The following is a 21,980-nucleotide window of genomic DNA, read 5'->3' as shown; positions in this document are numbered from 1 at the left end:
TTCATTAATACATACAGGATACCGGGTACCCTGTATGTATCTTAATGATAAATGTCCGTTGATATCAATCGTTAAAATACCAGTAACCGCTGTTGACCAGTGCAGACAGCAGGGCGAGGAAGGACGGGTCGTCCAGCGCATTGCCGAGCATTTCTTTCGTTACGGTTTTATGGCGTGCAATGGCATCTACCGCACCGATATGTTCTGTGGTTATTGCTTCACCGTTAACGTAGCAGGTATCCCCCACGCGCAGGACGCGCAGGCCCCCCAAACGCTCCAGGGTTTCACCTGACTCCAGCAGTTCATAAATTTCCCCGGCCTGATAAGGAGGCTCCGGTGGCGCCAGATCCAGTTCATGACGAGACTGGGAAATAAATTCTCCGAACCAGTTATTGAAATGCGCCGGATTACCAATCAAATCCAGCATCATGGAACGCAGTTTATTCAGTTCGGCAGGCTGTACTTCAGCCGGATGCTCACGTTCAACCAGTTCCGGATCGCTGTAACGGTGGCTGCCCAGTTCACGGGAAAGCACATAATCGGCAAAACCGCTGACCATCTCACGGGCGTTTGGTGCGCGAAAACCCACAGAATAATTGAGGGAGTTTTCCAGTGAATAGCCGTCATGAGGGAAGCCCGGCGGAATATAAACGATATCGCCGGGTTCCAGTTCTTCATCGATAATGGCATCGAAGGGTTCAACCTGTAATAAATCAGGATGCGGGCAATGTTGTTTCATCGCGACTTTTTCGCCTACACGCCAGCGACGGCGGCCGGTACCCTGAATGATAAATACGTCGTACTGATCCAAATGGGGGCCTACGCCACCGCCAGGCACCGAGAAGGAAATCATTAAATCATCCATGCGCCAGTCAGGAATGTGGCGGAATGGCGTCATCAGATGAGAAGAGGGCTCATGCCAGTGATCGACAGCCTGCACCAGCACCGACCAGCCTGTTTCCCCCAGATGGTCATAACTCTCAAAGGGCCCGTGGCTGACATTCCACTTACCGTCCTGATTGCTCACCAGACGGCTGTCCACTTCATTTTCCATTGCCAGACCGGCCAGCTCGTCCGGAGAAATCGGATCGACGAAATTTTTAAAGCCGCGCTTTAATACGACCGGACGCTTTTGCCAGTAACGCTGCAGGAAATCATTCCAGTCTAGGTCGAGTTGGTAATCCATAGTATTTCCCTTGCATTAAATGGAGGGTGATAAAGAAGTGCGGAGTCTGTAAATGATTATAACGGAAGGTGTTGCAGCTGAGTGGGGCAATTGCCAGCAAATTTTGCACAATGGATAAGATTGCGCCGAAATTTGCTGACAAAGTAGTCGGGGGAGAACGTTACTCCAGTTCAATGCCTTGTTGCAGACCAAAACAGACGTGCATGCTGGCGCCGCCAAGCGGGCTGTCACCGATGATAATTTTGCCGTCGTACTGTTCAATGATGTCGTTGGCGAGCGATAACCCCAGACCTTGTCCCGGACGCAAGGTATCGGCACGCTGCCCGCGTTGGAAAATCACTTCGCGTTTGCTGTCCGGAATGCCCGGGCCATCGTCCTCAATCAGGATCACCAGCTGATTTTCGGTGTGCACGGCGCTGATTTCGACAAACTCAAGGCAGTACTTACAGGCGTTATCAATGACGTTGCCCATGACTTCCATGAAGTCATTTTTTTCGCCCACAAAGGTAATTTCCGGTGAAATATCCACTGTGATCACCACCCCTTTACGCTGATAAACCTTATTCAGTGCTGAACATAATCCGTCAAGGATCGCCGGGACGGAGTGAACTTCACGGATCAGCAGGTTTTGTTCAGAGCGCAATGTCGCACGATGCAGGTAATAACCAATCTGCTGCGAGATGCGGCTGATTTGCTCAAGCATGACCGGCTCAGCATCTTCGATGGTCATCTGTTTACCATTTCGCAGTGCACGCAGGGTAGACTGCAATACGGCCAGCGGTGTTTTCAGGCTGTGCGTCAGGTCCGCCAGCGTGGTGCGGTAACGATCATAACGGCCGCGTTCGCCATGCAGCAAAATATTCAGATTACGCACCAGACCGCGCAGTTCGCGTGGCGGGTTTTCATCAAGCGACTCACGCTCGTGAGTTTCCAGTTCGGCGACCTGATGAATCAGCTCTTTGATGGGCCGCAGGCTCCAGTAAGCGGCCAGCCATAACAGCGGCACAACCAGCAACAGGTTCGCCAGTAATACATAACTGAACCATTCCCAGACCAGATCAGAGCGCTGCAGTTCCTGCGGAATGGTATCGACCACCACGATGTTCAGCGCCGGCAGACGAGATGTGGCATTGTAGGTATTGACCGCAATGGAGTGGGTCATCGCGTTGGCGTCGGTATCGTCATAATCCTTCAGCTTATCCTGCGCTTTCGGGTTATTCCCCAGTACTTCACTGCTGATTTGTGTATCGGTATCCAGCTCATAAAAGCCAGGTTTGTTCATCCATGCTTTATCAATATGCGCTTCGAGTTCAGGGATGCGGCGCTCAGCCCACAATAATTTCCCTTCGTCGTCGTAAATAAACACCAGCGTTGGCGTGTTAAGGTCGAGATCAGGCGGAACATTGATAGTCAGTTTGCCGTCGCGCCACTGCGCAAGGCTGAAGAAAAGGTTACTTTCGCCGCGCAGGAGACGGTAGGCGGTTTTGTCGAAACTCACCATATAACCGACCACTGCCACCAGCCCGTAGGCCAGAGACAGGGTAAGCACCACCGCCGCGGTTGCCATCATAAAGCGGACGCGAAGGGAGAAGGGGTTCCGGGTACGACGTCCTTTCATGAAGCGTCCTTTGAATATGTCGATGATTATGACCTGATGTCGAAACGGTAACCCTGACCGCGCACGGTCGTTATCACATCAACCGGATGTTCTGCCTGCAATTTTTTACGCAGACGGCCCATCAGAACATCGACAGTATGACTCTCACGCAACTCGGCATCCGGATAAAGCTGAAGCATCAGCGAATCCTTGCTGACCACTTTTCCTGCATTGCGGATCAACGTTTCAATAATCGTGTATTCGAAAGCGGTCAGTTTAATTGGCTGTTCATTTACGGTCAGTTCGCGACGTGACAGATCAATCTGGAAAGGTTGCAGCGTGATCACCTGAGAAGCGAGGCCGCTGTTACGGCGCATCAGCGCCTGCATACGCGCCAGGACCTCTTCCAGATGGAATGGCTTAGTGACGTAATCATCCGCACCGGCCTCCAGCACTGCCACTTTATCCTGCCAGCTTTCGCGGGCGGTCAGGACCAGAATCGGCAGATTGGTCTGATGACTGCGCCAGCGGCGGATCAGGCTCAGGCCGTCTTCGCCTGGTAAACCAAGGTCAACAATGGCGATATCGGGCGCATGCTCATGCAGGAAATAGTCTGCTTCTTTGGCATCTTCCGCCGCATCGACCTGATGGCCCATTTCCCGCAACTGTACGGAGAGGTGATGACGTAACAGTGCATTATCTTCAATGACTAAAATCCGCATGGTAATTCCTTATCCTGACAGCGCGAAAAATGGTTTAAATATTCTGCATGCGATTGTAAATGATTCAGAAACACTTTAATCAACCTCAGGTCAACACAGGTGTGCCGAACATCAACAAAACCTAAACGAATTATAAGCAGCTTTGTGCAGGAACGGGATTAAAAAAGGCGGCCCGCAGGCCGCCTCTGGTACAACACTTCAAAAACTTACTTCAGTTCGTCAACCATGGTGGTGGCGCGACCAATGTAGTTACCCGGCGTCATGGCTTTCAGACGTACTTTCTCGTCTTCCGGTAAGTCAAGTGAATCGATAAATGCCTGCATGCCGGCGGCATCAACACGTTTACCGCGTGTCAGTTCTTTCAGCTTCTCGTAAGGTTTTTCGATGCCATAACGGCGCATCACGGTCTGGATTGGCTCAGCCAGCACTTCCCAGTTGTGATCCAGTTCGTTTGCCAGATTTGCTTCGTTTACTTCCAGCTTGCTGACGCCTTTCATGGTCGCCTGATAAGCGATAAGTGCATAGCCCAGACCGACACCGAGGTTGCGCAGTACCGTGGAATCCGTCAGATCACGCTGCCAGCGTGATACAGGCAATTTGCTGGCCAGATGCTGTAATACAGCATTGGACAGACCGAGGTTGCCTTCGGAGTTTTCGAAGTCGATCGGGTTTACTTTGTGCGGCATCGTGGACGAACCGATTTCACCCGCGATGGTACGTTGTTTGAAGTGGTTCAGGGCAATGTAACCCCAGATATCGCGGTCAAAGTCGATCAGGATAGTGTTGAAACGTGCCACGCAGTCAAACAGCTCGGCGATGTAATCATGCGGCTCGATCTGAGTAGTGTACGGATTCCAGGTAATCCCCAGAGAAGTCACGAACTCTTCGCTAAACTGATGCCAGTTAACTTCCGGGTAAGCCACGATGTGGGCATTGTAGTTGCCGACAGCACCGTTGATTTTGCCGAGGATTTCGACATTTTGCAGTTGTTTAAACTGACGGTTCATACGGTAGGCGACGTTAGCCAGTTCTTTACCAATGGTCGATGGCGTTGCTGGCTGGCCGTGGGTACGGGACAGCAGCGGAATGTCGCGGTATTTATGTGCCAGGTCTTTTACGGCATCAATAATTTGCTTCCAGTAGGGCAGCACCACATCCTGACGGGCGGTTTGCAACATCAGCGCATGGGACAGATTATTGATGTCTTCAGAAGTACAGGCGAAGTGAATGAATTCCGATACCGCGTGCAGGGCCGGGATCGTTGCCACCTTTTCTTTCAGGAAATATTCAACCGCTTTCACATCATGGTTGGTAGTCTTTTCGATATCTTTAATGCGTTGTGCGTCATTAACATCGAAGTCTGCCACAATCTTGTCGAGGAAAGCGTTTGCGTCGGCATCAAAAGCAGGAACTTCCTTGATTTCTGCACAGGCTGCCAGTTTTTGCAGCCAACGTACTTCAACCTGCACACGGAATTTCAGCAGGCCAAATTCGCTGAAAATAGTACGCAGCGCGCTGACTTTATCACCGTAGCGTCCATCAACGGGGGAAACGGCGGTCAGTGAGGATAATTCCATCGGTAGCAACTCCTGGGATCTTATTAACAATGAGCGAGAATATTCTTCGCCTGTTCAAACAAGCGATTACGGGAAAACATCAGTTGCAGACGACCACCGCCCACCTGGTGCCACAGCACCGCGGAGCGAATGCCGGCCAGTAAAATGGCGCGGACCTTTGCCTGCACTTGTGAATTTTGCAAAATGGCCGGTGAACCGGTCACCTGAATGCGGGGACCGGCCGGGCTGACCACATCGACATAAATCGAGGCCAGAGAGCTTATCATCGTTTCAGATTCCAGTTCGAAATGTGCCAGCTGGCGATCGAGCTGATCGATACGTTCACCGAGCTGATTCATGGCGGCTTTGTTGGCGTAGAGCTTGCGCTCAAGCACCATCAGGCTTAATGCGTAACGTGTTAATTCAGCGCCAGGCCCCTGACGGTTGGCGTTCAGCACGCCCAGTAATGTCTCGAGTCCCATCTTCAGATTGGCTTCATTATTACCGTACACCGCCAGCGTAGATGCCGGGTTCATCTCCAGCAGGCTGCGCAGTGAAACTGACATTTCTTCCTGTGAGCAATGACCTTCATGCGCCAGTTGCTGGACCAGGCGTGCTGCCTGACAGATCCCCGCCAAAGCCAGCGTAATGTCATAATAATTTTTAGCCACGTTTACTCCTGTAAGCGTTTTTGAAACGATGAGACGCGGTGACAAAGAAAATAGTCCGAATTCATGGCGACAGATCATGCCATAAAACTGGCCCTAAACACAGTTCGGAATCAGCGCGGAGCGTCACTGTCGGGCAGAAATAAAGCGGGACGCCTGAAAGCGTCCCGTATTCAATCACATAATCGTGAAATATCAGACCTGAAGCGGCAGGCGCTGTTCAATCACGCCCCCGCCGAGACACACGTCACCGAGGTAAAACACTGCGGACTGACCCGGCGTGACAGCGGCAACCGGTGCATTGAAACGCACCTCGATGCGGTCATCACCGAGCGGCGTGACTGTGCACGGGATATCTTCCTGGCGGTAACGGGTTTTCACCGTGCAGGTGAGCGGGGCGGTCAGCGTTTTGCGGTCCACCCAGTGTAGCTGTTGGGCAATCAGACCAACATTCATCAGGCGCGGATGCTCATGGCCTTGTGCGACGTAAAGAATGTTGTTTTCGACATCCTTCTCAACGGTGTACCAGGGCTCTTCGCTGCCGTCTTTCTGCCCGCCGATGCCCAGACCTTTACGCTGACCGAGCGTGTGGTACATCAGACCCTGATGTTGTCCCATTACCTGACCGTCAACGCTTTTGATAACCCCCGGTTGCGCCGGTAAATAGCGCCCGAGGAAATCACGGAATTTACGCTCACCGATGAAGCAGATCCCCGTAGAATCTTTTTTCTTTGCGGTGATTAAATCCAGTTCTTCGGCGATGCGGCGGACTTCTGGTTTTTCCAGCTCACCGACCGGGAACAGACTTTGTGCGACCTGTTCATGACCGAGCGTGTAGAGGAAATAACTCTGATCCTTATTGCTATCAACGCCGCGCAGCAAATGGCTGACACCGTCAATATCCTGGCGGCGAACATAGTGACCGGTCGCGATGTAATCGGCGCCCAGATCCTCAGCCGCAAATTCCAGGAAGGCTTTAAATTTTATTTCCTTATTGCACAGAATATCCGGGTTTGGTGTACGTCCGGCTTTGTATTCTTCAAGGAATAATTCGAACACGTTGTCCCAATATTCCGCCGCGAAATTCACAGTGTGCAATTCAATGCCAAGCTTGTCGCACACGGCCTGCGCATCGGCAAGGTCTGTGGCTGCTGTGCAATACTCTTCGTCGTCATCCTCTTCCCAATTTTTCATGAAGAGGCCCTCGACCTGATAACCTTGCTGTTGGAGAAGGTAGGCAGAGACAGAGGAATCGACACCGCCGGACATCCCGACGATCACTTTTTTCTGGCTGTTGTCAGACATAATAGTCCCGAAACACATGAATTAATTGCCCGGTACTGACGGTGTTTTTCGGATGCTTGTCCCACGAGGATGAAGGCCGCGCGCAACTAAAACATCACAAAAACCCGAACACCACAGAAACCCGAACAGAGAGATACTGCTTTCCAACGGTTTCCCACGAGGGAAATCGTGAAGCGCGAAATTTTATCACGTCGGGCCGGTTGCTGCACCGCTGATTAAGCGCGTGACAACAACCGGACGAGGGGAGTTATTCCGGCAGGTTGAAATTATGGAGGATTTCCAGCGGATAACGTGGCGATTGCTGGTAACAGCGGATGCTTTCCGCCACCAGCGGGGAGCGCAGTTGCGCAGACGCGATAATTTCTTCAGCAGTAACCCAGCGGCACTGATCGATATCATCGTCCTGCGGTGCCGTTTCCCTAATTTCAGGTAAATCAATCACAAAGGCGAAACGCAGGAAAGGCGTGCCGTCCGGTGCCTGCCACTGATGTAATCCCAGGAAAGACTGCGGCTCGGCGTGGATGCCGGTTTCCTCGTACAGTTCGCGTTTTGCAGCGCTGACTAAGGTTTCATTGGCTTCAAGATGGCCGGCAGGCTGATTCCAGGTGACTTTGCCGTGAATGGTTTCCTCGACAACCAGAAACTTTCCCTGTGCCTGAACGATGCAGGCGACAGTAACGTGCGGTTTAAACATGTGGAATTTCCTTCCATTGGCCGGGTTGTAAATCGCCGAGGGTAAACTCGCCCATGCTATAGCGGATCAGACGCAGCGTCGGAAAACCGATATGGGCCGTCATGCGACGCACCTGACGATTTCTTCCCTCGTATAACGTGATTTTCAGCCACGTCGTCGGAATAGATTTGCGCTCGCGGATCGGCGGATTACGTGCCCACAGCCATGCTGGTTGATCGACAATTTCCGCCCCGGCGGGGAGTGTCGGCCCGTCTTTAAGCGTAATGCCTTCGCGTAATGCTTTCACTGCTGTGTCATCCGGTTCGCCCTCGACCTGGACAAAGTAAATCTTACCGGTGCGTTTACCCGGTTGGGTCAGTGCAGCCTGCAGTTTGCCATCGTTGGTCAGCACCAGTAAACCTTCGCTGTCCCGATCCAGACGGCCTGCGGCATAAACTTCTGTTAATGAAATGTAATCTTTAAGTGTTGCCCGACCCGCCTCATCAGTGAATTGTGGCAACACATCGAACGGTTTATTGAAAAGAATCACCTTTCTGGGCCCTTTTGAGGCAGATTGTTCTTTGGCAGGCCTTTTGCTGAAACGTTTAACGTTGTGATTTTTAAAAGATAGCGGGTTCATAGGCATTGAAGTTAGAGAGAATTAGCGCATTATACTTGAAAAATGTTTCGGATTGGCTAGCGAGAAATATTCGAGTAATATCGACCGGCATCTTACAAATTTTTAACAAAAATGCGCTCGAAGGAGAGGTTAATGGAAAGCAAAGTAGTGGTTCCGGCTGAAGGTAAAAAGATTACAGTAGACGCTCAGGGTAAACTGGTCATTCCTAATAATCCTGTTATCCCGTTTATCGAAGGTGATGGTATCGGTGTTGACGTAACGCCAGCCATGATCAAAGTCGTTGATGCGGCTGTAGAGAAAGCTTACAAAGGCGAGCGTAAAATCTCCTGGATGGAAATCTATACCGGCGAGAAATCCGTAGAACTGTACGGTAAAGACGTCTGGCTGCCAGAAGAAACCCTTGATCTGATCCGCGATTATCGTGTTGCTATCAAAGGGCCACTGACCACACCTGTTGGCGGCGGCATTCGCTCCCTGAACGTGGCACTTCGCCAGCAACTCGACCTGTATATCTGTCTGCGTCCGGTACGTTATTACACCGGCACGCCAAGCCCGGTTAAACGTCCTGAAGATACTGACATGGTGATCTTCCGTGAGAACTCCGAAGATATCTATGCAGGTATCGAGTGGAAAGCCGGTTCTGCTGAAGCCGATAAGGTGATCAAGTTCCTGCAAGACGAAATGGGCGTGAAGAAAATCCGTTTCCCACAAGATTGTGGTATCGGTATCAAACCTTGCTCCGAAGAAGGCACCAAACGTCTGGTTCGTGCGGCGATTGAATACACCATCACCAATGACCGTGATTCACTGACGCTGGTTCATAAAGGCAACATCATGAAGTTCACCGAAGGTGCCTTCAAGGACTGGGGCTATCAGCTGGCGCGTGAAGAGTTTGGCGGTGAGCTGATCGACGGCGGTCCTTGGGTGAAAATCAAGAACCCGAACAACGGCAAAGACATCATCATTAAAGACGTGATTGCTGATGCATTCCTGCAACAAATCCTGCTGCGTCCTGCTGAATACGACGTGATCGCCTGTATGAACCTGAACGGTGACTACATTTCTGACGCCCTGGCGGCGCAGGTTGGCGGCATCGGTATCGCACCGGGCGCTAACATCGGTTCTGATTGCGCGCTGTTTGAAGCGACTCACGGTACTGCACCGAAATATGCCGGTCAGGACAAAGTGAACCCGGGTTCAATCATCCTTTCCGCAGAAATGATGCTGCGTCATATGGAATGGTTCGAAGCCGCAGACCTGATCGTTAAAGGCATGGAAGGCGCTATCGCCAACAAAACGGTGACTTACGATTTCGAACGTCTGATGGAAGGCGCTAAGCTGCGCAAATGTAGCGAGTTTGCCGACGACATGATCGCCAATATGTAATTGCGATATTGTTGAAGTAGACATCGGGGGCATCGCGCCCCCTTTGTTTTCCATCCCACCAAAATTCTTCTGCAAAACCCCTGCAAAACCATTCTGCAAAACCATCAATTTTTACAGTCACTTTTCAATGAATGGTTGTCGCTTTCAGACAGAATTAGAGTTAAGAAGTTTTAGGAAAAACCTTAATAGCACTTTTTGTATGATCAGTGCCTCATGAATTTATGTGGATAACTTTGAGTTATTAACAGTATTACTAACAATCTTGGAGTGTATAACGTCTAGTGTGTTAGCTACTTGTCCCTCTCATACAAGTCAATAACTAATCACTAAAATGTCAAATGCAGCCAATTTTTTTGCACTAGAAACCTGTGCTTTACTCGGGTAAAATTTATTTAGCCGTACTAACGTAAAGAAAAACCAATGATTCGGCGTCTAAATTTTCTCTCATTTGGGTGATTCCATGATCGCAGCGGTACCGAAATCTCTTGAGTTTGGCAACAAACTTGTCGATATCCTATCCTCTAAACAAAAGCTGGGGGAGATTGAACTTCATCGCTGGATCCGTGACATTAAAAGCTTAAAAGATTATGCGAATGAATCCTATTTGTTGGCAATGGCTTATGCCGCTGGTGGTAAAAAGGAAAAGGCAATCCTATACTTTGAAAGATGTCTTTCTAACGATGAAGATGGTGTAAGCGCAACTAATTACATCACTTTTATAGCCTCAGAAGGCAATGTTGAAGAGTATCTTAAAGTTTCTGCTAAACTTGCCGAAATGTATGTATCCAGAGAATTATATGGCTATGCATACTACATGCATCTTCATTGTGGAAAGCTTAATGAAGCAATCGATTATGCAAACAAATTCATCAAAGTTAGCCCGAACGGAGAGGATGAGTTTATGCAACAACAAGTAGCTTACCTCACAAGAAGCCTCAAAGAATTTAAAGAATTGGCACACATATCTGATGCTAAATTTGAACTCATTGCCGGCTCTATGGCTAACATTATGCGCAAACATAATGCCTCTTCAGTGCTTCATTTATTTCATACTGTTCGTGAAGAATCTGTAAATGCATATGTAATTACGATTCCAGATATTGATTTAGAAGAAATTGCACAGATGAATTATGAATTGGCTTTTGAATTGGCTGAACATGATGAATTACTTGGTATTCAAGTGAGTGCATGGTTTGAAATGGAACTTGCCGCGGAAGAAAAAGAATCTGCACTAAATTATATGGATAAACAATAATGTCCGTTACTAGTCAAGATTTTATAAGTTTTGCCAGCACCTGCATTCAGCGAAATGACGAAATTGGATATCGTAACGCTATTGGCAGAGCTTACTATGGTGCTTATCATCATACTATTGCAAAATTGGTAAATGGTCCTAAGCAAAGCCACGCTGACCTTATTACATACTTGCAAGGCGCAGCATGGCAGGTACCTTTAGAGACTTTCGATAAGAAAAAAATGATTGCTCTTAGCCATGTTTTGTTTGCCATGAAGTCTCAAAGAACACTAAGTGACTACAAATTGCATATGAATATTGATAAAGCTAAAGCCGACTTGGCCATGACAAATGCTGCCAACGCCTTGAAAATAGTAGACTCTTTATAGTCATATTTAATATAAAAGCGCCTATATGGCGCTTTTATATTAAATAGTCACCACATGCCATTTTTTACCCCTATCGTCGTTGTACCTGTCGGTCATTAACTGGCTTCTATGCCCTAGTAATTTCTGGGTGTCAATTCCTTGTGCGCGGTAAAGTCTTTCTGATAATGATCGCTGTTCATGGAATGTGGGTGGTGTGCCTTCCGTCCATTCCAGACCGCTCCGATCCCTAACGTGCGAGAAGGAAGCGGTAATAGACGCACTCGAAACTTGCCCGCCTCGCTTTGCTTTACCGGTTGTATGATGGATATGTAAAATATATGGGCTGACTATCATGTCCCGGCACCGGTTGATCACTTCACGCAGAGATATTTCCAATTCATTGCAACGCAGAGAGAGTGGGATCGCCAACTTCATCCCAGTCTTTTCCTGTTCGACATGCAGATAATCATCCCAGACGTCCGAAAATTTCATGCGGGATATATCACCCAGGCGCTGGCCAGTGACAACCGCAAGAAGCATCGAGTTCTGCACATAATTTTGCGCTGTCTCAGCTGCTTTGAAAATTACCCGCCACTCGTCAATATCAAAACGTTCACGCTGTACCCTGTTAACCGGTTTTCTGGTGGCCATGGCTGGGTTGTATCCGGGCTCCACTTCACCGGCATGCTGAGCTTCTTTATAGACATCGACCAAAACCATGCGAACAACCTGCGCCATGCGGCGCTGCCCACGATCCTTGTACTGTTCGATTATTGCGGCAATGTCTTTTGCTCCAATCGACTGTAATTCCATGGCGCCACACTCCCGCCGGAACGCCTCGACTGGCGCTGATTTTTGCTTAAAAGTATTCAGTTTTATCTCGCCGCTCTTCAACCGCTCGTTCTGAATTTTTAAGTATTTGTCCAGCCAGCTCGATACGGTGATAAATAGCCCGGCTCTGGTATTAATCTTTTCTCGGATCTTAAAAATTTGATTCATTTTCTGTTCGGCCAGGCGAGTGTTTGCATCTAGGGCAATTTCTTTTGCCTCCTCTTCGTTATCGCCTAAGCCGTGAAATTTACCGGTGACAGGATGCTTGTAACGCCAGTAAACCTTTTTGGTTCTGGCGTCTGTGTAGCAGGAGAGTCCGGGAATATTCACGTTGTATTTACGTGGCCGCGCCATCTTCGAGAATCCTTTTTAAACGTGGATTATCATCCTTCTTGATTACTGGCTTACCCGCATGAGTGCGCCCAGCCTACTGAACAATTCCGGCGAAAGTTTAAGAGGGTCTTATGAGCGTTAAGTTATCCGCATACGTTTGGGATGGTTGCGCTGCTGCCGGTTTAAAAATATCGGCGGTTGCCATTATGGCGCGCCTCGCTGACTTCAGTTCTGACGAGGGCCTGTGCTGGCCGTCAATTACCACCATTGCCCGCCAGTTGGGTGCTGGTGAAAGCACTGTGCGCACTACGCTGGGCAAACTTGAGGCTGACGGCTGGATCACCAGCACTCAGCGCCGTAAGGGAAACCGCAACACGTCGAACATGTACCAGCTGAACATTGCCAAGCTTCGTGCTGCTTCTGAACAGTCAGATTCTGACACATCAAAATCTGACACATCAAATTCTGACCGGTCAAAATCCGACGCATCAAAATCCAACACGAATACCGGTTTTCACCCGTCAGAATCTGGGGGGGATCCGTTAGTAAATTCAAAACAAGATCCATCAGATATAAAAGCCCTTTGTCAGCCTGCTGCGCAGACCGACGCCGAGGTTGAAATTACTGATCAGGCTAAACAGGTTCTGAACTACCTGAATCACACCACCGGCTCACGCTATCAGGTCAGCAAATCCTCACTGGATAATATCCGCGCCAGACTGCGTGAAGGCTTCACCCCTGAAGAACAACAATTGACCGTTGATTACATGCATGCCAAATGGGGCGGCGATCTGGAAATGGCCGAGTATTTGCGCCCGTCCACGCTGTTCCAGCCTTCCAAGTTCCCGGGTTATCTCGAAGGTGCCAATTCTTGGAATCGTGCTGGCCGCCCAGCCCGCAAAAACGGGAAGTGGGACCGCGGAGAAGTGGCCGTTGATACCTCTGAACGTGATTCAGCTTATCGCCGGTTTATCAGCGGTGTTGCGGCGAGCAAAGCACCAAGTGATTTGGAAAAACTGGTCTGTACCGAGGCAAGTAAAGCCAGTGTGCGTGGCATGCGCAGTGATTTCGCGATCAGCACCTGGAATCGCATCTGGAAAGAGTGCGCCCAGCGCCAGCAGGGAGTGAAAGCAGCATGAAAAAAACCTATCAGCAGTTAGCCATTGAAGAACTCATGCGCGACCGCAGCCCGCGCACCTGCTCCGATATAGAAGCGGCCCTGATCGAAAACACCGGCTTTGTTCCGCCGCGTCATTCGATGTCGTCAACGATAAACACGATCAGCAAGAAGCCTCAGTTCAACATCGTGACCGGGTATTGCGCCGGAAAGAAAACGTATTTCCTAAGCGAAACACCAAAGGCAGTCATGACACCAAAAGTTGGTGAACCGGCGGCACGTCCAGTCAAAACGCTGGCTGAAATCAGTGCCGAGCTTGAACGCAATCTGTGGGCAGTACGTCAGGGAAGGGGGCAGGCATGAGCTATCAACTGATATATGCGGATCCTCCTTGGCATTACGACAACGTGATCAGCAACGGTGCAGCCGGTAATCACTACGGCACCATGTCGCTGACTGACCTGATGCGTCTGCCTGTCTGGTCAATTGCTGCTGAGAACGCGGTGCTGGCGATGTGGTACACAGGCACCCAACAGAAAGAATCAGACACCAACCCGTATGAGAAAGAACCGCGTGAGTCTCTGGTGAGCAACATCAAACCGGTGCTGGCGCTGGCAATCGATCCGGAGACGCCGGAATCATACCTCCGTATTCCGAAGCGCCGCCGGTACGAAAACACGAAATACACCCAATGGGTAAAGCGCCAGCCATGCTGCGGCTGTGGGGAGGGGGCTGATGATCCGCACCACATCACCGGAAATGGCTTTGGCGGTATGGCAACAAAAGCGCATGACCTGTTCGTGATCCCGCTGTGCAGACGGTGTCACGACTCACTTCATGAAGACGTAGCCGCTTGGGAAGAAGAGCACGGCACTCAGGAATTGCTGGTGCTGAAGACATTAGACCGCGCGCTGGCGATTGGTGTTATCGCCACCGGCAAGCAAAAATAAGTGTGGAGACAGCATGAACCTTGAAACTATTTTGAAGCATTTTTCCCCGAAAGGGTTATCGATCAGCGACAGTTCCCGCGCGACCGCCAGCGATGCACTGAACATCACCGATATTATGGCGGCTCTGGGCATGACGCAGAGCGGCGCTGAATTCGGGTTGCGCCTGTTCCTGGCAAAAGCCGGTATCAGCCAGCAGGATAAAACGATAGCAGTCGGCATGCTGACGCAGTACGCCAAACAGCATGCACCGAAGCACATTGGCAAGGTAGCGGGGCGCCGGATGGCTGAATGCCTGCGCATTATGGCCACAATGGCTTTTGAAGATTACGCGCGTTCGGCGGCAGCTACTTCACCGTGCCCGTGCTGTTCCGGCACAGGATTCCGAGAAGAGAAAGAGCAGGTCATTAACGAACTGGCGGTAAAGCGTGAGAACACCTATCCGTGGGAGCGTCTCGATAATCCTGAAAGTATCCCTTATGCGAAAGAAAACACGATGTGCAGCCGCACCAGTTACGTCGAAACTCACCGGCGCACCTGCCCAACCTGCAAAGGGAAAAAAGTCATATCCAACCGGTGTCGCTGCAATGGGACTGGCAATGTAGCTGACCGGGAGAAATCCATTCTGATGGGGCTTCCGGTAGAAAAGGAATGTCCGCGCTGTCATGGCGTTGGTTATTCCCGCCTGCCAGCAGCAGTGGCGCACCGCGCAGTGAAAGCATTATTGCCAGACCTGCCGGAGAGAACGTGGAACAACAGTTGGAAACCGTTCTACGAGAAGCTGATCACCAAATGCTTTATTGAAGAGTCGGCTGCGGAATCGGAATTTAAAAAGGTGACCCAGTGATTTAGACGTTGCAAAAGTTGCCGAATCTGGCTAGATTTATCCCAATGATGGGAAATTATACCTGATATCAAGCCTCGGCAAACGCCGGGGCTTTGTCGTTTCTGGAGGATAGTAAAATGACTCGTTAAACAGATAGACCGCAGGCGTCAGCCAACGCAGCAGTAGTGATGCTGTCCCGAGTCCCCATAGAGGGAGCCAGATGCAGGTCCGAACTGCAATATGCGCTGGTGAGGGTTATTAAAGAAGAAGGCATACCGGTAGAGCAGCGCGCCAGCCAAACGCGCACCGGTTATCAGCGGCGATGAGCGACAGATGACTCAAGGGCATGAGCGCGGCCACTGCGAGAGTGTGGTGGATAATTTAGATTGGTGGTAAAATGAGCACTGCCGCATGCCTGCGGCGTCAATGGAGTTGATGATATGGGCATGAAGTCAGTAAGAATCACCGCCAATGGCGGGAAAGATGTATCACATCTAATGGCCGAAGTTTCTGCAGAGCCCGATAAACACGGAGTTGTTGGCTATCTGAGAAATCTTTCAGCAGGGATGTTTGAGAAATGTTTATTTCCTATTTTCAGGAAAGAAACCAGGCACGGGTATGTGTATTCATGCATTCTAAGCTGAGTTAGATAATAAATTTTATGAGGTCGCCAATCGGCGGCCTTTTTTTATGCCCTCAATTCGGTTGTGAGGACACCAACAGCGATAAGGGGTTTATCAGGACGATCAGCGCCGCTTGCCGTGGTCACTGATTTCTCGGGCTGGATCACAATGTTGTATTTTATTGGTCTGAAAATGGTTAAATTCGCAGAAATTGTTAAATGTCATCAGGATTAATCTGAGATGATGAATTCGCCCCTTCAAGAGCTAAGCCATTACGAGTGCCGGAGATAAGCGCCGGGTGGGGCAGGAACTACATCTTTAATTAAAGAAGTTATTTGAACCCGCCAATGCGCGGGTTTTTGCGTTTCTGATGTATAGAAAAATGCAACAGTAAACGGAGAGGCCACAGAATGGTTACACCTATTTGTGGCAAGAGTTCACAACCTCTGAAAATAAACAAAAATGTTTATGATTTAGCTTGTGTGTATAAACAAAAATGTTTATAATCATCTCAAGTTAAACAAACAGGAGGAGGCGGTGAAGCAGAGCGAGTTTCGAAGATGGCTCGAAGCTCAAGGGGTAGAAATCAAGAATGGTACTAACCACTTGAAGCTCTACTACCAAGGCAGACAGTCAGTGATGCCAAGGCACCCCGGCAAAGAGATAGGGGAAATGCTTAGGAAAGCAATCCTTAAGCAGTTAGGCATCAAATAATAAACCAGCCCGAAAGGGCTGGTTACTCGCAAAGGTTCATCGTATTAAATATGCGATATCCAGTTAAATTAGAGAAAGATGGCGACGGGTATTTTGTGAGTTTTCCCGATATACCGGAAGCCTTAACTCAGGGTGATACCAGAGAAGAAGCGTTAGAAATGGCGCGTGACGCTCTGGTTACTGCGTTTGAATTTTACTTCGAAGATAACCAACCGGTGCCACTTCCTGGTGAATCCGGTGATGACTTCGTGACAGTACCGGCCAGCATCTGGGCAAAAGTTCTTTTGCTTAATGCAATGCTCGAGACTGGAACCTCAAACGCAGAGTTAGCCCGGCGAATGAATCTGAAGCCTCAGGAGGTTCAGCGGATCGTGACACTTGGGCATAATACAAAGATTGATACTACTGAGGCGGCGCTCGCCGCCCTCGGAAAACGGTTAGAGATTCTGGTTAATTAAAAAGTCGTTTACCTCTCCTTTAAGGCTGCCTTCGGGTGGCCTTTTTTATTTCCCAATAACTATGCACCCAACCGGATGACCGGAGGGGGAGACCATGAAGATGGATAAAACGAGCGCGGTTACGTCAGCCGTTTCTTATGGAACATCGCTCGGCGGCGCGGCCTACTGGTTCAATGAATTCCTTAACTCACACACTCCAGATCAATGGGCAGCCATAGGCGTACTCGGCACTTTGCTGTTCGCCTTTATTACATGCCTCTGCAACATCATTTTTAAGGTTTGGGACAGAAAACATAATATGGTGCGGCGTGACGAGGACTGACTATGGCAAACCTGAAAACAAAACTCAGCGCTGCCATGCTGGCGCTGATTGCCGCTGGTGCCTCAGCTCCCGTCATGATGGCTCAGTTTCAGAAAGAAAAAGAGGGAACCAGCCTGATTGCTTATCAGGATCAAGGTGGGAAATGGACTATTTGCGGCGGTGTCACTGCAGTGAACGGAAAACCTGTTTATAGAGGTATGCGCCTTACGCTGACCCAATGTGATGCTATCGATAAAGTGGAACAGGCCAAAGCACTGGCTTGGGTCGGCAAAAATGTTTACGTCCCCCTGACTGAACCGCAAAAAGTTGGGATCGCATCATTCTGCCCGTGGAATATTGGCCCGGCGAAATGCTTCACTTCAAGTTTCTACCGGAAGCTGAACGCCGGGGACCGGCTCGGGGCATGCGCTGAGATAAAGCGCTGGATCTGGGACAGTGGGAAAGATTGCCGAATTCGCGCGAACAACTGCGCCGGACAGGTAATCAGACGTGATCAGGAAAGCGAGATGACGTGTTGGGGGCTGGATGAATAACAATTTATCGATGGTGTTGGTCTTCGTGGCTGGCGCTGCTTTTAGCTGGTGGATTGAAGGGCTGCGCTGGGATACTGACGTTTCCAGACTGAATGAAGCCCACGCCTCCGCGCTGAAGAAACAAAGCGACCAAGCCGTGATTGACCTAACCAACCAGAAGAAGCGTACCGACGCAGCACTGGCGGCTTTCGCAGCGCTGGACGCTAAGCACACGAAGGAAATGGCAGATGAACAGGTCAAGAATGAGAAGTTGCGTGCTGATGTTGCTGCTGGTACTCGCCGGGTGCGAATCGCCGCGGCAAACCTTGCCACCAGTCAACTCATCAGGAACAGCACTTCCAGCACCAGCAGCTTGGGCGATGCAATACAAATCGACCTCACTCCTGCAGGTGGACAAACTGTTCTCGATCTCAGAGCAAGCATTATCAAAGACAATGAAGTAATAGAGTATCTTCAAGGCTACATTCAGTATTTAGCCAAACAACGTACACCTTAATGGCCTAAGTTAACCCCATTAATATGAACTGAATGGGATGGATGTTGCGCCATTTTTACAGCCTCCCACTCGCTCAGGCTGTATGGCACCGCTTTCTGAATCGCGACAAAATGGCCCTTGTCATGGTTGGCTATATATCCGTCGATGACAGGCGTAAGCATGCAGTTTAAGGGGACTTCAAGGTTAGACTTAATCCATATCAAGAACTTTAAATCCCCCTCCGCCGTAACTTTTAATATTTGCATGCTGTCAGGCGTTGGACAAATCCCGTCAACTACTTTCCATTCCATAGATTTCACTCTGTTGTAAGCGATACCTAACAATAGAGCACAAAATGATAATTTTCCTTAAAAACTAAAAGGAGGTTGCAAGTAAGTGGCAATCTGTTCTCAGTCTCAGAGAGTCAACCACCAGAGACGACCAAGTGATCCAATATCTTCAGGGCTATGCCGCTGAAGCTCAGAAAAGTTGCAAAATAAACTGATAGGAAAAAGCCATGACTGTACGTGCAAAATTTAGCTGCATCTCAATTCAGAAATCCCCGGATAATTCTACTGCTGTCGTTAACCTGAGTGCGGTAACGACTGGCAGCGCGGAGAACGAGAGTTGGTCGAAATACACACCTAGCGGGCAACTGCAAATGGTCATCTCTAACCCTGCTGCATTCGACCAATTTGAGCAGGGGAAACAATACTATATCGATATCCAGCCAGCGATCTGAGTTGGCATTACAGCAGGCATTCACTGAGTGCCTGTGATAATGCTTTGTTGGGCTGAGTGTGCGGTGTAATCTCAGATATCTAATTATCAAAAAGGGGATTTTTATGTTTGATTACACTGGGTTCAAAGCTGATCCGGATAACAAAGGCTCTATATTATGCTGGGCTTGTTTTTCAAATGATCCATGGCATTTGGCTGGTATTTATCACAATGAAGAAGATGCAAAGGCTATGCTAGAGGTATTAGGTAAAGGATACGAGGTTAGTTATGGCTCGCACCCTAAACTTACTGATGAATTTGTCGGTGGCTTAATGCCATAAGTTTTAAATAATCGAATAAGCCGCCTTCCGGGCGGTTTTTTTATTGGGGGTGATTATGGCAGATATCAAAGATCTTTCTGCCAAGCTTCAGTCCCTGAAAAAGCAAATCCCTTTTGCAACAGCACAGGCGCTGACCAGCGTTGCCCGACAGATCGCCGCGGCAGAGAAAACTGGATTTCAGCGTAAATTAGAGAACCCGACGCCTTTTACTGTTAACTCGGTTGGTTCTGCGGGGGCTCGCCGCGATAACCTGATCGCTAAAGTATTTGTTCGCGATATTGCCGCCGGGTATTTGGAGCCGTTGGAGTTCGGCGGCGTGCATAAGCTTAACGGTCAGGCACTACTCAACCCTAAAAACGTCAAACTGAACAAATACGGCAACCTGTCACGCAACAAACTTTCCCAGCTCAAAGCAAAACATGATGTGTTCATTGGTGATATCGATGGCATCAACGGTGTCTGGCAGCGGGTGAAGGCGAAAAAGAGTAAGAAGGGTAAGAAGCGCCAGAAGCGCTCAGCTAATGGTACGCGCCGTGAGCGCGAGAAGAACCCTATGCCTAAGTTGCTGATCCGTTTTGGTGATGCTCTGCCCGTTAAGCCCACTCTGGGGTACATGGACAGGGCAGAGAAGATGGCTGCTGCTCTAATACCAGGCGAACTTAGCAAGGCAATCAAACAAGCATTGAAGACGGCAAAATAATGGCGGTATATCACCCGCCATTCATATCAAAGTTTTATTTCGCAGGCCTTTGTAAAGTCATTTACTGAGGCGGTAGAACCGTAAATATTACCAGTCAATGATTGTTGATTAGTGCCAGCTTTAGATTGTATGCCAACAATGACTTTTGATTTTGCGGTTTGCAATGCTTTCAATACTGAAGTTATAGACCCTACATCTTCTGACTTAGCCTGAATGGTTGTTGAGTTTCGTCTTGAAAGTATTGCGTCAAACTTAACAATAGGATCGCTATCAATTTTCACGACCAAGTCCACTGGTAGCCCATCAATATCTTGAGTTGATGAATCTTGTTCAACATAAGCAATATCCAGTACGCTCTTACTGCAATCGAATATTAGTACGTTATTAGTCGAACCAAGCAACCCAAGCATCATAGCTTTATGTCCGCCAGTGAAAACATCATCATCAACACGTGTAGCCCAATCTGCATGTGCAAAAGGTATAACCAGAGTAGTGAGTAATAAAGAACATTTTAATAAACGCATTTTATTCATCGTCGAGACTCCATCTGTTAGGGATCACATTCATGATAGAACAGGATGATTCTGATTCCCATGACAAAAAAATGGGTCCTTCCCCGGTCCTTTCTATTGCACGGGCATTGCGCGCCGCACAGTTTCACCAGCTATGAATTTTTCATTTTGTGTCCCATGTCCCACGTGCATATTTATGCACTAATTATTACCAGCCCTTACGCCGCGTGGCTTTGCGGGTGGTTTGCGATTGATATTTGCATGGGACATTTAGGTGGGACACAAAAAAATGTCCCATTTGAATGTCCCACTGTCCCATCGAGGAAAATGTCCCATGACAACGATGACGCAAATTGAATATGCGAAACACGCTGGCGTAGATCGGAAGACGGTCGGTCGGTGGGTTAAAGCAGGGAAATATATCGTTCTCGACGGTAGCCTCATTGATGTAGAAGCTACCGACAAAGCCCTCATCATGCTGCGTGACGGTAAAGATCCCCGGACGAAAAATGCGGCCAAAAATAAACCGGCGAAGGCTGATGTAAGTATCCCACCAAAACGGCCCATTCATTTTTAGAGATCTTCCGACATACTGATTATGTCCCCTGAGGAGATCGCTATGCGTAAGATCCGATTCACTGAGCACCAGATCATCGCCGTCCTGAAATCAGTCGAGGCTGGCAGGACCGTCAAAGATGTGTGCCGCGAGGCTGCTATTTCTGAAGCCAGCTATTACAACTGGAAAGCAAAATATGGCGGGATGGAAGCCGCTGATATCAAAAAAATCAAAGACCTTGAGGACGAGAATCGTCGTCTGAAGCAAATGTTTGCCGATCTGAGTTTGGAATGCCGGGCGCTGAAAGACGTCATCGAAAAAAAGCTTTAAAACCAGCGATAAAGCGTGAGCTCGTCAACTATCTGACCACGCAATTTACGATGAGCATACGCCAGGCATGCAGGACGTTATCGCTAAGCAGGACGGTGTTTCGTTATCAACCGGATACGCGACGTGATGAAGCGGTGATTCAGAGGCTGACCGAGGTCGCTGAGCGCTATCCTCGCTACGGTTTTAAGAAGCTTTTTCAGGTACTTCGCAGGCAGGGGCACGTCTGGAACCACATGCTGTAATCTTAATACGATCCCAGTCTGTGATATCTGAGGTGATTGCCATGAAAACTTTCGTTGGACTTGAT

General features: G+C 49.1%; 26 protein-coding genes and 3 pseudogenes. 18 read left to right on the top strand and 11 right to left on the bottom strand.

Annotated features, from left to right (window positions below):
• Window positions 1–64 precede the first annotated feature (64 nt).
• The 8 genes from ACOZIO_RS21275 to rluE form a co-directional block, all read right to left on the bottom strand.
• Window positions 65–1,186, bottom strand: a complete 1,122-nt coding sequence (locus ACOZIO_RS21275; RefSeq protein ID WP_129951807.1) for a cupin domain-containing protein — start codon at window positions 1,184–1,186, stop codon at window positions 65–67.
• Window positions 1,187–1,346: 160 nt separating this feature from the next.
• Window positions 1,347–2,804 carry a two-component system sensor histidine kinase PhoQ gene (gene phoQ, locus ACOZIO_RS21270; protein ID WP_129951806.1) on the bottom strand — a complete coding sequence of 486 codons (1,458 nt, stop codon included), beginning with the start codon at window positions 2,802–2,804 and terminating at the stop codon, window positions 1,347–1,349.
• Between the two features lie 26 nt (window positions 2,805–2,830).
• Window positions 2,831–3,505: a two-component system response regulator PhoP gene (phoP, locus tag ACOZIO_RS21265; protein WP_129951805.1), complete on the bottom strand. Its 675-nt coding sequence runs from the start codon at window positions 3,503–3,505 to the stop codon at window positions 2,831–2,833.
• Between the two features lie 206 nt (window positions 3,506–3,711).
• A complete protein-coding gene (gene purB / locus ACOZIO_RS21260) occupies window positions 3,712–5,082 on the bottom strand; it encodes an adenylosuccinate lyase (RefSeq protein WP_217219664.1) in 1,371 nt (456 codons plus the stop codon).
• 23 nt (window positions 5,083–5,105) lie between these two features.
• Complete coding sequence (gene hflD, locus ACOZIO_RS21255; protein WP_015697908.1) at window positions 5,106–5,732, bottom strand: high frequency lysogenization protein HflD; 627 nt, start codon at window positions 5,730–5,732, stop codon at window positions 5,106–5,108.
• A 192-nt stretch (window positions 5,733–5,924) separates the two neighbouring features.
• The gene (gene mnmA, locus ACOZIO_RS21250; RefSeq protein WP_129951803.1) at window positions 5,925–7,034 is read right to left on the bottom strand and encodes a tRNA 2-thiouridine(34) synthase MnmA; all 1,110 of its coding nucleotides are present in this window, start codon (window positions 7,032–7,034) and stop codon (window positions 5,925–5,927) included.
• A gap of 247 nt (window positions 7,035–7,281) precedes the next feature.
• On the bottom strand, window positions 7,282–7,728 hold the full coding sequence (locus ACOZIO_RS21245; RefSeq protein WP_129951802.1) for an NUDIX hydrolase: 447 nt from the start codon (window positions 7,726–7,728) through the stop codon (window positions 7,282–7,284).
• Window positions 7,721–8,347, bottom strand: a complete 627-nt coding sequence (rluE, locus tag ACOZIO_RS21240; protein ID WP_129951801.1) for a 23S rRNA pseudouridine(2457) synthase RluE — start codon at window positions 8,345–8,347, stop codon at window positions 7,721–7,723. The genes ACOZIO_RS21245 and rluE overlap by 8 nt, the downstream gene beginning before the upstream one ends.
• Before the next feature lie 132 nt (window positions 8,348–8,479).
• Here rluE and icd point away from each other — a divergent pair, with 132 nt between their 5' ends.
• The 3 genes from icd (at window position 8,480) to ACOZIO_RS21225 (ending at window position 11,356) form a co-directional block, all read left to right on the top strand.
• On the top strand, window positions 8,480–9,733 hold the full coding sequence (icd, locus tag ACOZIO_RS21235; RefSeq protein ID WP_015697904.1) for an NADP-dependent isocitrate dehydrogenase: 1,254 nt from the start codon (window positions 8,480–8,482) through the stop codon (window positions 9,731–9,733).
• Between the two features lie 460 nt (window positions 9,734–10,193).
• Window positions 10,194–10,988: a tetratricopeptide repeat protein gene (locus tag ACOZIO_RS21230; protein ID WP_421595698.1), complete on the top strand. Its 795-nt coding sequence runs from the start codon at window positions 10,194–10,196 to the stop codon at window positions 10,986–10,988.
• The gene (locus ACOZIO_RS21225) at window positions 10,988–11,356 is read left to right on the top strand and encodes a hypothetical protein (protein WP_421595697.1); all 369 of its coding nucleotides are present in this window, start codon (window positions 10,988–10,990) and stop codon (window positions 11,354–11,356) included. The genes ACOZIO_RS21230 and ACOZIO_RS21225 overlap by 1 nt, the downstream gene beginning before the upstream one ends.
• A 39-nt stretch (window positions 11,357–11,395) precedes the next feature.
• Here ACOZIO_RS21225 and ACOZIO_RS21220 read toward each other — a convergent pair whose 3' ends face one another.
• Window positions 11,396–12,520 (bottom strand): phage integrase Arm DNA-binding domain-containing protein, encoded by a 1,125-nt coding sequence (locus ACOZIO_RS21220; protein ID WP_421595696.1) that lies wholly within the window; start codon window positions 12,518–12,520, stop codon window positions 11,396–11,398.
• Between the two features lie 110 nt (window positions 12,521–12,630).
• Between ACOZIO_RS21220 and ACOZIO_RS21215 the strand changes: the two genes are divergently transcribed.
• The 10 genes and pseudogenes from ACOZIO_RS21215 (at window position 12,631) to ACOZIO_RS21170 (ending at window position 18,535) form a co-directional block, all read left to right on the top strand.
• Window positions 12,631–13,638: a conserved phage C-terminal domain-containing protein gene (locus ACOZIO_RS21215; RefSeq protein WP_421595695.1), complete on the top strand. Its 1,008-nt coding sequence runs from the start codon at window positions 12,631–12,633 to the stop codon at window positions 13,636–13,638.
• Complete coding sequence (locus ACOZIO_RS21210; protein WP_421595694.1) at window positions 13,635–13,979, top strand: hypothetical protein; 345 nt, start codon at window positions 13,635–13,637, stop codon at window positions 13,977–13,979. The genes ACOZIO_RS21215 and ACOZIO_RS21210 overlap by 4 nt, the downstream gene beginning before the upstream one ends.
• Window positions 13,976–14,101, top strand: a pseudogene (locus tag ACOZIO_RS21205) (DNA methyltransferase); the annotation flags it as partial. The gene ACOZIO_RS21210 and the pseudogene ACOZIO_RS21205, both read left to right, overlap by 4 nt.
• A 39-nt stretch (window positions 14,102–14,140) precedes the next feature.
• Window positions 14,141–14,566: pseudogene (locus ACOZIO_RS21200) on the top strand (DUF968 domain-containing protein); the annotation flags it as partial.
• A 13-nt stretch (window positions 14,567–14,579) separates the two neighbouring features.
• The gene (locus tag ACOZIO_RS21195) at window positions 14,580–15,410 is read left to right on the top strand and encodes an antitermination protein (protein WP_421595693.1); all 831 of its coding nucleotides are present in this window, start codon (window positions 14,580–14,582) and stop codon (window positions 15,408–15,410) included.
• Between the two features lie 1,139 nt (window positions 15,411–16,549).
• Window positions 16,550–16,726 (top strand): type II toxin-antitoxin system HicA family toxin, encoded by a 177-nt coding sequence (locus ACOZIO_RS21190; RefSeq protein ID WP_421595692.1) that lies wholly within the window; start codon window positions 16,550–16,552, stop codon window positions 16,724–16,726.
• Window positions 16,727–16,776: 50 nt separating this feature from the next.
• Complete coding sequence (locus tag ACOZIO_RS21185; protein ID WP_217234375.1) at window positions 16,777–17,184, top strand: type II toxin-antitoxin system HicB family antitoxin; 408 nt, start codon at window positions 16,777–16,779, stop codon at window positions 17,182–17,184.
• A 94-nt stretch (window positions 17,185–17,278) separates the two neighbouring features.
• Window positions 17,279–17,506 carry a phage holin gene (locus tag ACOZIO_RS21180; RefSeq protein ID WP_129991850.1) on the top strand — a complete coding sequence of 76 codons (228 nt, stop codon included), beginning with the start codon at window positions 17,279–17,281 and terminating at the stop codon, window positions 17,504–17,506.
• Window positions 17,507–17,508: 2 nt separating this feature from the next.
• Entirely contained in the window at window positions 17,509–18,039 is a 531-nt protein-coding gene (locus ACOZIO_RS21175; RefSeq protein ID WP_421595691.1) for a lysozyme, read from the top strand.
• Window positions 18,032–18,535: a lysis system i-spanin subunit Rz gene (locus tag ACOZIO_RS21170; RefSeq protein WP_421595690.1), complete on the top strand. Its 504-nt coding sequence runs from the start codon at window positions 18,032–18,034 to the stop codon at window positions 18,533–18,535. Before ACOZIO_RS21175 ends, ACOZIO_RS21170 begins: the two co-directional genes overlap by 8 nt.
• On the opposite strand, the gene ACOZIO_RS21165 is transcribed toward ACOZIO_RS21170, so the two are convergent.
• The gene (locus tag ACOZIO_RS21165) at window positions 18,532–18,825 is read right to left on the bottom strand and encodes a hypothetical protein (protein ID WP_421595689.1); all 294 of its coding nucleotides are present in this window, start codon (window positions 18,823–18,825) and stop codon (window positions 18,532–18,534) included. The two genes, ACOZIO_RS21170 and ACOZIO_RS21165, sit on opposite strands and share 4 nt — an antisense overlap.
• Before the next feature lie 206 nt (window positions 18,826–19,031).
• Between ACOZIO_RS21165 and ACOZIO_RS21160 the strand changes: the two genes are divergently transcribed.
• The 3 genes from ACOZIO_RS21160 to ACOZIO_RS21150 all read left to right on the top strand — a co-directional run bounded on the left by ACOZIO_RS21160 (window position 19,032) and on the right by ACOZIO_RS21150 (window position 20,275).
• Window positions 19,032–19,256 (top strand): hypothetical protein, encoded by a 225-nt coding sequence (locus ACOZIO_RS21160; protein WP_379672075.1) that lies wholly within the window; start codon window positions 19,032–19,034, stop codon window positions 19,254–19,256.
• Window positions 19,257–19,359: 103 nt separating this feature from the next.
• Window positions 19,360–19,575: a hypothetical protein gene (locus ACOZIO_RS21155; RefSeq protein ID WP_421595688.1), complete on the top strand. Its 216-nt coding sequence runs from the start codon at window positions 19,360–19,362 to the stop codon at window positions 19,573–19,575.
• A gap of 55 nt (window positions 19,576–19,630) precedes the next feature.
• Window positions 19,631–20,275 (top strand): hypothetical protein, encoded by a 645-nt coding sequence (locus ACOZIO_RS21150; protein ID WP_421595687.1) that lies wholly within the window; start codon window positions 19,631–19,633, stop codon window positions 20,273–20,275.
• Between the two features lie 26 nt (window positions 20,276–20,301).
• On the opposite strand, the gene ACOZIO_RS21145 is transcribed toward ACOZIO_RS21150, so the two are convergent.
• Window positions 20,302–20,808 (bottom strand): hypothetical protein, encoded by a 507-nt coding sequence (locus ACOZIO_RS21145; protein WP_421595686.1) that lies wholly within the window; start codon window positions 20,806–20,808, stop codon window positions 20,302–20,304.
• 313 nt (window positions 20,809–21,121) lie between these two features.
• Between ACOZIO_RS21145 and ACOZIO_RS21140 the strand changes: the two genes are divergently transcribed.
• Window positions 21,122–21,364 carry a hypothetical protein gene (locus ACOZIO_RS21140; RefSeq protein WP_421595685.1) on the top strand — a complete coding sequence of 81 codons (243 nt, stop codon included), beginning with the start codon at window positions 21,122–21,124 and terminating at the stop codon, window positions 21,362–21,364.
• Window positions 21,365–21,406: 42 nt separating this feature from the next.
• Window positions 21,407–21,906 (top strand): annotated as a pseudogene (locus tag ACOZIO_RS21135) (transposase); the annotation flags it as partial.
• Between the last annotated feature and the right edge of the window lie 74 nt (window positions 21,907–21,980).

The organism is Rahnella sp. PD4 (assembly GCF_049199325.1).
Taxonomy (GTDB): domain Bacteria; phylum Pseudomonadota; class Gammaproteobacteria; order Enterobacterales; family Enterobacteriaceae; genus Rahnella; species Rahnella perminowiae.
Note: the sequence above shows the minus strand (reverse complement) of the source record. Positions and strands in the feature narration are given on the sequence as shown.